This window comes from Pseudomonas lopnurensis (genome assembly GCF_015070855.1).
Classification (GTDB): domain Bacteria; phylum Pseudomonadota; class Gammaproteobacteria; order Pseudomonadales; family Pseudomonadaceae; genus Stutzerimonas; species Stutzerimonas lopnurensis.
This window is the reverse complement of the sequence record NZ_JADDIX010000055.1, coordinates 13650-25382: the sequence shown is the minus strand read 5'-3', so window position 1 is coordinate 25382 and position 11733 is coordinate 13650. Positions and strand designations below refer to the sequence as shown.

Annotated in this window: 9 protein-coding genes (1 of these 9 cut by a window edge); 5 read left to right on the top strand and 4 right to left on the bottom strand. The window is 66.6% G+C overall.

Annotated elements, in window-relative coordinates:
• On the top strand, positions 1-880 hold an 880-nt coding region (locus IN820_RS22610; RefSeq protein ID WP_235989128.1), incomplete at its 5' end, for a gamma-glutamyltransferase.
• Here IN820_RS22610 and IN820_RS10560 read toward each other — a convergent pair.
• The 4 genes from IN820_RS10560 to IN820_RS10545 all read right to left on the bottom strand — a co-directional run bounded on the left by IN820_RS10560 (position 864) and on the right by IN820_RS10545 (position 5037).
• Entirely contained in the window at positions 864-2702 is a 1839-nt protein-coding gene (locus tag IN820_RS10560; RefSeq protein ID WP_193680938.1) for a Na/Pi cotransporter family protein, read from the bottom strand. The genes IN820_RS22610 and IN820_RS10560 overlap by 17 nt on opposite strands.
• Before the next feature lie 100 nt (positions 2703-2802).
• The gene (locus IN820_RS10555; RefSeq protein WP_193680937.1) at positions 2803-3144 is read right to left on the bottom strand and encodes a multidrug transporter; all 342 of its coding nucleotides are present in this window, start codon (positions 3142-3144) and stop codon (positions 2803-2805) included.
• A gap of 130 nt (positions 3145-3274) precedes the next feature.
• Positions 3275-4087 (bottom strand): bifunctional DNA-formamidopyrimidine glycosylase/DNA-(apurinic or apyrimidinic site) lyase, encoded by an 813-nt coding sequence (gene mutM, locus IN820_RS10550; protein ID WP_193680936.1) that lies wholly within the window; start codon positions 4085-4087, stop codon positions 3275-3277.
• 137 nt (positions 4088-4224) lie between these two features.
• Positions 4225-5037: an HDOD domain-containing protein gene (locus IN820_RS10545; protein ID WP_193681007.1), complete on the bottom strand. Its 813-nt coding sequence runs from the start codon at positions 5035-5037 to the stop codon at positions 4225-4227.
• A 187-nt stretch (positions 5038-5224) separates the two neighbouring features.
• Here IN820_RS10545 and IN820_RS10540 point away from each other — a divergent pair, with 187 nt between their 5' ends.
• The 4 genes from IN820_RS10540 to IN820_RS10525 form a co-directional block, all read left to right on the top strand.
• Positions 5225-5764 carry a type 1 glutamine amidotransferase domain-containing protein gene (locus IN820_RS10540; protein WP_193680935.1) on the top strand — a complete coding sequence of 180 codons (540 nt, stop codon included), beginning with the start codon at positions 5225-5227 and terminating at the stop codon, positions 5762-5764.
• A 191-nt stretch (positions 5765-5955) separates the two neighbouring features.
• Positions 5956-7149 (top strand): class I SAM-dependent rRNA methyltransferase, encoded by a 1194-nt coding sequence (locus IN820_RS10535; RefSeq protein WP_193680934.1) that lies wholly within the window; start codon positions 5956-5958, stop codon positions 7147-7149.
• A 196-nt stretch (positions 7150-7345) separates the two neighbouring features.
• Positions 7346-8323 carry an AraC family transcriptional regulator gene (locus tag IN820_RS10530; protein WP_193680933.1) on the top strand — a complete coding sequence of 326 codons (978 nt, stop codon included), beginning with the start codon at positions 7346-7348 and terminating at the stop codon, positions 8321-8323.
• A 77-nt stretch (positions 8324-8400) separates the two neighbouring features.
• A protein-coding gene (locus tag IN820_RS10525; RefSeq protein WP_456239176.1) for a two-partner secretion domain-containing protein crosses the window boundary here: on the top strand, positions 8401-11733 show its 5' portion. Its footprint extends 150 nt past the window's final position; only the first 3333 of its 3483 coding nucleotides appear in the window; it begins with the start codon at positions 8401-8403; its stop codon lies off the right edge, out of view.

The window sequence follows — 11733 nt, the reverse complement described above, 5'->3', positions numbered from 1 at the left end:
GCCGCCCTCGGCCGGCGGCATGATCGTCGCGCAGAGCCTGGGCATGCTCGAGCGGCTGTCCTGGCACGAGGCCGAGCCGCTGCAGCGCAGCCACCTGGTGGTCGAGGCCCTGCGCCGCGCCTACCGTGACCGCGCCCTGCTCGGCGATCCGGATTTCGTCGCCGCGCCGCTGGCCCGGCTGCTGTCCGATGGCTACCTCGACCGGCTCGCCGCCGGCATCGACCGCGAACGCGCCACCCCGAGCCGCACGCTGCCGCCGGCGCCGCCCTGGCGCGAGGGCGAGCACACCACCCACTTCGCGGTGATCGACAGCGACGGCAACGCGGTGGCCGCGACGCTGTCGCTGAACATGATGTTCGGCGCCGCCTTCACCGTGCCCGGCACCGGCGTGCTGCTCAACGACGAGATGGACGATTTCGCCGCCGAGATCGACGGCAGCAACGCCTATGGCCTGCACGGCAGCAGTGCCAATGCCATCTCCGGCGGCAAGCGCCCGCTGTCGAGCATGAGCCCGACCTTCATCGAAAGCGCCGAGGAATTCGCCGCCTTCGGCACCCCGGGCGGCAGTCGCATTCCCAGCATGGTGCTGCTCTCGGCCCTGTCCTACCTGGACGGGGAGCCGGTGCAGGCCTGGCCGGCCACGCCGCGCTACCACCACCAGTACCTGCCGGACGTGCTGCAGTACGAGGCCGATGCCTTCACCCCCGCGCAACTCGAAGCGCTACGCGCACGCGGCCACCACCCCAGGCTGATCGAACGCGACTACGGCAACCAGCAGGTGCTCTACTGGCACAAGCCGAGCGGCAGGGTACAAGCCGCCAGCGATCCGCGCGGAATCGGCCGGGCGCTGCGGGTGCCGCCCCTCACACCTGCACAATGACCGGCCCATCGTCCTCGGCCAACTGCCGCAGCTGCCGGGTCAGCTCGTACCCTTCGCCCAGCAGCAGCGCGTTGCGCAGGCTCTGGATGATGCGGCTGGCGTAGCCCAGGTCGTTCATCAGCGAGCTGGTCTGCAGGCCGTCCAGCTTCTGGTTGCGCACCGACTCGAACAAGCGCTGACGGAACGCGCCGTCGAATTGCGCGGCGCGCTCGTCCAGCCAGTTCAGGCGCTCGCGCCAGCGTTCGTCAGGCAGTTCGGAGTGGTTCAGCGTGCGGATTTCCCGCAGCGCCTCGAGCAGGTGGCGGCGCAGTTCGACGTAGGCCTGGCGTGCGGCCGACTCGTCCTGGCGCAGGTAGTGGCCGAGGTTCTTCTGCAGGTGCTTGGCATCCTTGACCGCATCCACCAGTTGCAGGGCGGCGACCTGGCAGCTCAGCCAGAACGCCTGGTGGCTCTCGTCCAGCGGTAGTTCGAGGCGGCCCATGAAGGTCAGCAGGTCGGCATAGACGCCTTTGATATGGCGCTGATAGAGCTGCTCGGCATCCAGCGCCTGCGCTTCGGGGCGCGCGCGGATCAGCGCCTCGTCGATCCGCCCCTGTTGCCGCAACTGCTCCACCGGCAGGTAGATGGCATGGCAGATCACTTCCAGGCTCAGCCGCCCGAGGTGTTGCAGCTCCTGGGCGACCGCGCTGGCGGCGGCATCCGCCGAATCCAGCGCACGCTCGCTGAGATAGCGCGCGTGGGTCAGCCGCTCCGGCAGCGTCGGCGCCAGTTCGGTGATCAGCACCGCCGGCTCGGCCTTCTCGGGCAGCACGCGCAGCAGGAGGTTGGCCAACTGCGTCTGCCAGGGCCAGAACAGCAACACGCCCATGGAGTTGAACAGGCTATGGAACAGCGCCAACTGGATCAGCTGGTTGTCACCCAGGCCCAGCGGGGTAGCCAGCCACTGCACCAGCCAGGTCAGCGGCACCAGCATCACCCATGCCAGCACGGCAGTGGTGATGTTGAACAGCACATGCGCCAGCGCCAGGCGCTGACCGCTGCGGTTGCCGCCGAGCGAGCCGACGAAGGCGGTGGTGATGCTGCTGCCGACGTTCGCGCCGATGGCGGTCGCCAGCGCTTGGCCGAGATCCAGCTGGCCACCGGCCAGGGCGGTCAGCGTCAGCATCAGGGTGGCGTGGCTGGATTGCAGCACCACGGTCGCGAACAGGCCGATCGCCACGAACAGCAGCTGCCCGGCCAGGCCACCGGCCTGGTAGGCGGACAGGTCCATCGCGCCACTGAAGCTGGAGAAGCCGCTCTTGATCTGATCGATGCCGAGGAAGATGAAGGCGATGCCGAGCACGATGCGCCCGGCGGCCTTGCCCTTGTCGCCGGTGAAGCTCGCCAGCACGCCGAATACCAGCAGCGGCAGGGCCAGCGGGCTGAGGCTGATGTTCTGCCCGGCCAGCGCCAGCAGCCAGATGCCCGTGGTCGAACCGAGATTGGCGCCGAAGAGGATGGCGATGCCACCGGCGAGCTTGATCAGGCCGGTACTGATGAAGGCGATGGTGAGCAACGAGACCAGCGTGCTGGACTGCAGCAACATGGTGCCGCCGATGCCGAACATCAGCCCCTTGAAGGGCGTCGCGGTACTGCGCGCCAGCAGCTGTTCGAGCTTGCTGCCGGCCAGCTCGCGCAGGCCTTCCTCGAGGCACTGCATGCCGAACAGGAACAAGGCCAAGCCGGCACAGAGCTCGAGCCAGCCACTGCTGGCCCAGAACGACCAGGACAGGGCCAGCACGCCGACTACGGGCAGGACAATCTTGACGGAGCGTCTGTTCAAGGCGGGGGCTTCGCGGCGCGGAATGGGAGGCGAAGCCTACTGCAACGACACCACGACCGGAAGGCTCAGCCCCTGCCGGTCGCGGCGCGGATGACGCCGATCAATTGCGCGCGTCGTAGCCGCTGGTGGTGCAGCCCAGGCAGCGGACGAAGGCCGCTTTGCCCGGCTCGACCACCAGCGCCTGGCCGGCTTCGCCGACGTTGCCGCCCAGCGCGGTGAACGGCAGGCTGACGACGAACGCACCGGCGCCGATGACGGTGGCGGCGATCAGCAGCGGGCGGGCGATGACCAGGTCACCGACCATGGAAAAGGCCTTTGGCGCTTCGACCGTGTACAGGGGATCGCCACTGGTGTTCTGCTGCACTGTTTCCGCCTGCGCCGGCAGCGCCAGCAGGCCAGTGGTCAGAGCCAAGACAACAGCGGTGGAGCGGAACGCTTTCATGGTGTGGTCCTTCAGCTGTGCGAAACGCGGCAAATTTTAGTTGTGACGGCCACTATAGCAGCGGCCAGGGCGCACCGGGCGTGAACGCCGTCAATGCCCGGGCAGATGCCGACCCGGGCTGCGGCCGGCTTCAACGCTGGCAACGCCCGCAGTAGACGCTGGCCCGCTGGCCGAGGCGAATCTCGCGCAGGGTCGCGCCGCAGCGCTTGCAGAACGCCCCGCCGCGCCCGTAGACGAACAGCTCCTGCTGGAAGTAGCCCGGCTTGCCGTCGCCGCCGACGAAGTCGCGCAGCGTCGTGCCGCCGCGCTCGATGGCCATGGCGAGGATCCGTCTGATCTCCTCGGCCAGCTTCAGGTAACGCGCCCGCGAGATGCTGCCGGCGGGCCGGCGCGGGTCGATGCCGGCGGCGAACAGTGCCTCGCTGGCATAGATGTTGCCGACGCCCACCACCACGGCGTTGTCCATGATGAACGGCTTGACCGCCATGCTGCGCCCACGCGACAGCCGGAACAGCCGGTCGCCATCGAAGGCCTCGCCGAGCGGTTCCGGGCCGAGACTGGCGAGCAGCACGTGATTGAGCGGGTCGTCGCTCCACAGCAGCGCGCCGAAGCGGCGCGGATCGGTGTAGCGCAGCGCCTGGCCGGATTCGAGCAGCAGGTCGACGTGCTCGTGCTTGGCCGGCGGCAGCGTGGCATCGACCAGACGCAGGCTGCCGGACATCCCCAGATGGGCGATCAGCGTGCCGGCCTCGAAACGGATCAGCAGGTACTTGGCGCGCCGCTCCACCGCCTCGATACGCTGGCCGCTGAGGCGCACATCCAGATCTTCCGGGATCGGCCAGCGCAGGCGCCGATCACGCACGATCACGCGGCTGACGCGCTGGCCAAGCAGATGCGGCGCGATACCGCGGCGGGTGGTTTCGACTTCGGGGAGTTCGGGCATGACGGTGACGAAGCGGGTGGGTACAGGCGGCGGATCCTAGCATGGGGCGAGGCTTGAGGCTTGAGACGAGTCAGTTGCAGGCCTCGCCCGGCATCGGCAAGCGCTTTCCACCTGCAGCCTGTGGCCTGCAACCGCCTCTAGCCCACCCCCAACTCGCGGATGCTTTCCTTGAGGCAGAGGAAGTCGTATTCCGACAGGCCGACGTAGTCCAACACCAGGTGGGAGACGCTTGCCCACTCGTGATCCTCGGGCTGATCGCCCAGTACGCGATGGCAGGCGCAGATGTGTTCGGCCATCTTGAGGATCGCCAGCAGCGTCTTGATCTGGGCATCACGCCCGGAATCATCGGTAAACAGCGACAGCGCATTGTGGTGGTTGGCGATGGCGTCGCAGAGGTGCAGCGGCAGGTTCCAGGATTTGGCGGTGAAATAGCCGACCACCGCATGATTGGTGCTGAGCACGCGATTCTCGATATCGACTATGCGCTGCCCGGCCCCGGTGCTGGCATAGGCCTCTTCCAATACCGCCATGTAGCCGGGGAAGCGCTTGAGCATCAGCGGGATGCCGCAGTTGTGGAACAGCCCCAGGGCGTACGCCTCGTCCGCCGCCTGGTAGCCGATGCGCTTGGCCAGCGTCAGGCAGGCAATGGCCACGTCCTGCGCGCTGTCCCAGAAGCGATTGAGCGTAACGATGGTCTCGTCGCTCATCTCGCCCTTGATCGACTGGGCGTTGATCAGGTTGATCACCGAATCGCAGCCCAGCAGGTTGACCGCCTGCTGAATCGAGGCGATGCGGTTGGCCAGGCCGAAATAAGGCGAATTGACGATCTTCAGCAGCGCGCCGGACAACCCCGGGTCCTGGCCGATCAGCCGGGCAATCGCCTTGAGATCCGGCACCGGCATGACCTGTTCCATCTGCAGGTCGACCATGATCTGCGGTTGCGGCGGCACGCTGATGCCTTGCAACACGCGCTGTATCTGTTCGGCGGTGAGTTCGACGGCCATGGCGAGGCGCTCGGAAAGAGAAGGACAAGGCGAAGTGCCAGCGGCACGCGAGATGCGAACTTTGGCCGAGAAGCTGGTCCGATTTCAAGTGACCCGCATTCCGCGGGCCCGGGAAAAAGACGGAGGCACATCCATGGCTCATCCCCTCACAGGCAAACGCGTGGCGGCACTGGTGACCGACGGTTTCGAGCAGGTCGAGCTGACCGGCCCGCAGCAGGCCCTCGAACACGCCGGTGCGCGGGTCGACATCGTTTCCGCCAAGCCAGGCAAGGTCACCGGCTGGAACCACACCACCCCGGCCGACACCTTCACCGTCGACCACACCTTCGACGGCATCCGCATGGAAGACTACGACGCGCTGCTGCTGCCCGGCGGCGTGGTCAACTCCGACACCATTCGCACCGACGAGATGGCCCAGGAGCTGGTGCGCGACGCCGCCCGCACCGACAAGACCATCGCAGTGATCTGCCATGGCGGCTGGCTGCTGGTTTCCGCCGACCTGGTGCGCGGCAAGCGCATGACCAGTTGGCCGTCGCTGGTCGACGACCTGAAGAATGCCGGCGCCGACTGGGTCGATGAGCAGGTGGTGGTCGACGGCCACCTGATCAGTAGCCGCAAGCCGGACGACATCCCGGCCTTCAGCGAGGCGCTGATCAAGGCGCTGGCGGACTGACGGCTGCAAGCTGCAAGCTGCAAGCTGCAAGCTGCAAGGATCGTAGGGTGGATGTCGCTGTTTACATCCACCGCAGCCCCGCTCGCCGGGTCGGTGCCCTTGTCGGCCCTCCCGCTTTTTTTCTTGCCGCTTGAAGCTTGCAGCTTGCCGCTCTCGTTTAGAATACCCGCCTTTTTCCGGGAGCCCGTCCGATGACCCTGCCCAGCCTGCGCCTCAAAGCCAATGCCGATCGCCGTCTGCGCGCCGGCCATCTGTGGGTCTACAGCAACGAGGTGGACACCGCGGCGACGCCGCTGTCGGGCTTCGCCGCCGGCGACCAGGCGATCCTCGAGGCCGCCGGCGGCAAGCCGCTGGGCATCGTCGGCGTGTCGCCGAACAACCTGATCTGCGCCCGCCTGCTGTCACGCGACCTCAAGCACAGCCTGGACAAGTCGCTGCTGGTGCACCGCATCAAAGTGGCCCTGAGCCTGCGCGAGCGGCTGTTCGAGCAGCCCTGCTACCGCCTGGTCTACGGCGATTCCGACCTGCTGCCGGGGCTGGTGGTCGATCGCTTCTTCGACATCCTCGTGGTCCAGCTCGCCTCGGCGACCATGGAACGCAACCGGGACGCCGTGCTCGAAGCGCTGGTGCAGGTGCTCAAGCCCAGCGGCGTGCTGTGGAAGAACGATTCCAGCGCCCGCGATGCCGAAGGCCTGGAACGCTACGTCGACACCGCCTTCGGCGTGGTGCCCGAATGGGTGGCGCTGGAAGAGAACGGCGTGAAGTTCGAAGCCCCGGTACTGCAGGGCCAGAAGACCGGCTGGTTCTATGACCACCGCATGAACCGCGCGCGGCTGGCGCCCTACGTCAAGGGCAAGCGCGTGCTCGATCTGTTCAGCTACATCGGCGGCTGGGGCGTGCAGGCTGCGGCCTTCGGCGCCAGCGAGGTGTTCTGCGTCGACGCCTCGGCCTTCGCCCTCGATGGCGTCGAGCGCAACGCCGCGCTCAACGGCGTGGCGGAAAAAATGACCTGCGTCGAGGGTGATGCCTTCGAGGCGATGAAGGAGCTGAAGAATGCCGAGGAGCGCTTCGATGTGGTCATCACCGATCCGCCGGCCTTCATCAAGCGCAAGAAGGACCTGAAGAACGGCGAGGCCGCCTACCGCCGCCTCAATGAAACCGCCATGCGCCTGCTCACCAAGGACGGTATTCTGGTCAGCGCCAGTTGCTCCATGCACCTGCCCGAGGACGACCTGCAGAACATCCTGCTCGGCAGCGCCCGCCATCTGGACCGCAACATCCAGCTGCTCGAACGCGGTGCCCAGGGCCCGGACCATCCGGTGCACCCGGCAATCGCCGAGACGCGCTACATCAAGAGCCTGACGGTTCGGCTGTTGCGCGCCTGACTGAAAGGATATTTACAAAACCGGCACGAGCGGGCGATACAAAGCGAAATGACCGGAAAGCCCGGGCCGTTGCCGCTTCACCCCGACTTACTGATGAAAAATAAGCTGGTCACGCGCGCCTGTTCGTAGAGTCGCCTGGACAGGCTCGCTATTTGCTAGCGTGGGACGCACTCATTATCAGATGGAGTCACGTTCCATGGAGCCCGCAGAAACGGTTGCCAGCCAGCCTTCCGCCACCATGACGGCCCGACTGATCGAGCAGGAGCGGGCGCTGCTGTTCGACAGCCCGCCAGCCGGCTCCTATGCCCCCTATCAGCGCGAGAAACCGCCGCCACGCCTGTTGGAAGACCCACGCATCATCAAGGCCGTGCGCCTGATAGAGGAAACGCTGGATGAACCGCTGACCTTGGAGCAGATCGCCGTCCATACCCACCTCAGCAGCTCACGCCTGCAACGCCGCTTCCTCGACGTCATGGGCGAAAGCCCCGGCGAATATCTGCGGCGCACCCGCCTGGAACGCGCAGCGATCTTCCTGATCATCACTCAGCAATCAGTGCTGTCGATCGCCCTGACAGCCGGCTATGCCAGCCATGAAGCCTTCATCCGCGCCTTCCACCGCCAGTTCGGCCTGGTGCCCACGCAATATCGCCAGTTCGCCCGCCAGGCCTCTACGCCACTGGCTCCGGAGGACGAGCCCCGGGTGGACCAAGTGCGGGTAGAGCACTTCGTGGCGCAGCCTGTATTGGCCATGCGCTTCTATGGCAGCTATGCACAGGTCGAGGACAACTGGCGGCACTTCGCCGAGCTTCTCGACCGCGCCGGCTTCCCGCTGGATGAGCTCCAGGCCGTCGGCATCGTGCAGGACAATCCGGAAATCACCCCCAACGACCTGGTGCGTTACGACTGCGCTATCGTCGACACAGGCTTCGACCGCACGCACCCGGCTCTCTCGCGGCTGACCCTTCCCGCCGTGCGCTTTGCCTGCCTGGAGCACCGTGCGCCCTACAACCACATCTTTCCCGTCTACCGCATCCTCGGCTCCGTCTGGGGCCTTCGTTCCGGCGAGCGCTTCGCCGCTGGCGGGCCGAGCTCCCTGGAGCGCTATTACCAACCACCCTGGCTGAACGCCAGCGGCAAGCAATGGCTGGACGTGACCATCGGGCTTGAGGACTGAAACAGGGTTCGGCGCCCAAAAACGGCAATTTCGATCAAGAAATACCTTCCCTCCCTTCCTATGCTGGTGGGCTGCAAATGTTCACCGCGCCGGCGCCGCCGGCCTGGAGAGGATTGCCTCGCGCGTGCCGAGCCAGCGCGCGACGAGCAGCTGACAGCACATTCAAGGAAGGGGGGAGCATGAACCGAGTCTTCAGAGTGGTCTGGAACCAGGCGCTGGGCGGCTGGACGGTGGCCAGCGAGCACGCTGCACGGCGCGGCAAATCCGCGCGCGGCGCAACGTTGGGATTGGGGCTGGCCACATTGGCGCCCTGGGCCTTCGCTACCGACCTGCCCAGCGGCGGACAGGTGGTTCTCGGCAGCGGCCAGATCGGCACGCCCTCGAACAGCCAGATGGTCATCGACCAGGCCAGCAACAAGCTCGCCATCGACTGGCAAAGCTTCGATATCGGCGCCGGTAACAAGGTGACCTTCAACCAGCCGGGCACCGACTCGATTGCCCTGAACCGCGTGCTCGGTGCAGACGGCTCGAAGATCATGGGCCAACTCGATGCCAATGGTCGGGTGTTCATCATCAACCCCAACGGCGTGCTGTTCGGCCAGGGCGCGCTGGTCAACGTCGGCGGCCTGGTGGCTTCCACGCTGGATATAAGCAACAGCGACTTCGAAGCGGGTAACTACCGCTTCAAGGGCGACGGCAGCAATGCCAGCGTCATCAACAACGGCCAGATCACCGCAGCCGACGGCGGCAGCATCGCCCTGCTCGGCGGCACCGTCAGCAACAACGGCGTGATCATCGCCAACCAGGGCACGGTGGCCCTGGCGGCGGGCAATGCCGTGACCCTCGATTTCGCCGGCGACGGCCTGCTCAACGTGCAGGTCGATGAGGCGCTGGTCGATGCGCTGGTAGAAAACCACCAACTGATCAAGGCCGACGGCGGCCAGGTGCTACTCACCGCCAACGCCGGCGAAGCCCTGCTGAAAACCGTGGTCAACAACACCGGGGTTATCGAGGCCCGCACCCTCGGTGAAAAGGACGGCAAGATCGTGCTGAACGGCAGCGACAGCGGCCTAGTGCAAGTGGCGGGGACACTGGACGCCAGTTCCGCCAGCGGCCAGGGCGGCACCATCGAAGTGACGGGGGCCAACATCGCCCTCGTCGGCGCCACGCTCGATGCCTCCGGTGCCAGCGGCGGCGGTTCGATCAAGATCGGCGGCGACTGGCAGGGTTCGGGCGAACTGGCCCGCGCCCAGACCACCACGGTGGACACGGCCAGCACCCTCAAGGCAAACGCGACACAGAAAGGCAACGGCGGCACCGTGGTGGTCTGGGCGGATGAGAAAACCACCTACGCCGGCCACATCAGCGCCACCGGCGGCGCGCAGGGTGGCGACGGCGGCAACGCCGAAGTCTCCGGCAAGGCGCTGCTGGCCTTCACCGGCACGGCGGACCTGCGCGCCGGGCGGGGCCTTACCGGCACGCTGCTGCTGGACCCGTACAACGTGCGCATCACCGACCTTCTCGACTCCGACTGGAGCTATGCGGGCGGCACCTACACACCGATCACCGCCGACTCACAGATCGACGTCGACCACATCGTCAACAACCTGCAGACGAGCAATGTGCTGATCACCACCGGCAGCACCGGCTCTCAGGTCGGGGACATCCACGTCGAAGTGCCGGTGACCTGGAGCAGCGCCAGTACCCTGACCTTGCAGGCAGGCCACGACATCCACATCGACTCGGCCATCACGGCCCGCAATGGCGGCTTGAGCCTGAGTGCCGGTAACGCCATCAGCGCGGCGGCGGCCGTCGACGTCGGCACCTTCACCCTGCAAAACGGCGCCTGGACACAGAACGCCGCCAGCCTGCCGGCTTTCAGCGCCATCGACTTCCGCCTCGCCGGCGGTAGCTTCCTGCGTGTGGCAGGCGGCAACGGCAGCGCCGCCGATCCCTACCGGCTGACCGACGTCTACGGCCTGCAGGGCATGAACGGCTTCCTGAATTCGGACTTCGTGCTGGCGGGCGACATCGACGCTTCCGGTACGGCCGACTGGAACTGTGTGAGCGGTAATTGCCGGGGCTTCCTCGCCATCGGCGATGCGAGCGCCGCCTTCAGCGGCGAACTGGACGGCCAGGGCCATGTCATCGATGGCCTTTCCATCGTCGCCACCGGCGACAGCGGGGTCGGCCTGTTCGGCGTCAATGCCGGCCACGTGGCGAACCTGCGCCTGAGCGCCGTGGACGTGCGCGGCAGCAGCAATACCGGCGCGCTGGCCGGGATCAACAACGGTCGGATCGACAACGTGCGGGTGGACGGTAGCGTGGCCGGCGGCTACCAGACCGGCGGCATCGTCGGAGACAATCAGGGCGACATCGTCCTGGCCGGCTTCGATGGCAGCGTGACGGTCACCGGCGACGACCGCGTCGGCGGCGTCGCCGGATCGAACGAGGGAACCCTCGACCAGGTCTTCGCCACTGGCACCGTGGCCGGACGCGACTATACCGGCGGGCTGGTCGGCCGCAACAACGGCGGTGCAAGCATCACCAATGCCTATTTCAGCGGCCGGGTCGCCGCCACCGCCAATTTCAACGGTGGCTTGGTCGGCAGCAACTACGGCGTGCTGCGCTTCGCCTACGCCGATGCCGAGGTGAGCGGCAACTACGTCGTTGGCGCGGTGGCCGGCGAAGGCTCCGGCACCATCGAACAGGTTCGCTGGAACCTCGACCGCGGGCGTGCCAACGCCACCGGCAGCGGCGGCGCCCTCGATGCGATCGGCCTCACCACTGCGCAATTGCAATCGCTGAACAGCTATGGGAGCTGGGACATCTCCGCCACGGGCGGCGAAAGCACCGTGTGGCGCATCTACGGCGGCAGCAGCGCGCCGCTGCTGCGCGGCTTCCTGACCGCGGTGACCGTCGAAGCCAACGGTGATTTCGGCAAGACCTACGACGGCAACGTCGCCAGCGGCAACTTCACCTACACCACCGACCTGGCTGGCGCCATACTACAGGGCGACGCCGCCTACCGCACCGACTCCGACAATGCCGGCAGTTACACGCAGGGCCATGGGCTGACCCTGTCCGGCCTGTATTCCGACCAGCAGGGCTACGACATCGTTTACGCCGATACCAACAACTACATCATCGACAAGGCCGCCCTCACCGTCACCGCCAACGATGCAGGCAAACCCTACGATGGCGTGGCTTGGAGCGGTGGCAACGGAGTGACCTACAGCGGCTTCGTCAATGGCGAGGACAGCTCGGTGCTCGGCGGTACGCTAGGCTACGGCGGCACCAGCCAGGGCGCGATGAATGCCGGCACCTATTCCATCACCGTCTCCGGCCTGAGCGCGGACAACTACGCCATCGTCTACGCCCCCGGCAGCCTGTCGATCCAGGCGGCGCCG

Coding starts and splice junctions, on each gene's coding strand:
- IN820_RS10555 (WP_193680937.1), bottom strand. CDS start 3,144: ATGAAAGCGTTCCGCTCCACCGCTGTTGTCTTGGCTCTGACCACTGGC.
- mutM (WP_193680936.1), bottom strand. CDS start 4,087: ATGCCCGAACTCCCCGAAGTCGAAACCACCCGCCGCGGTATCGCGCCG.
- IN820_RS10540 (WP_193680935.1), top strand. CDS start 5,225: ATGGCTCATCCCCTCACAGGCAAACGCGTGGCGGCACTGGTGACCGAC.
- IN820_RS10535 (WP_193680934.1), top strand. CDS start 5,956: ATGACCCTGCCCAGCCTGCGCCTCAAAGCCAATGCCGATCGCCGTCTG.
- IN820_RS10530 (WP_193680933.1), top strand. CDS start 7,346: ATGGAGCCCGCAGAAACGGTTGCCAGCCAGCCTTCCGCCACCATGACG.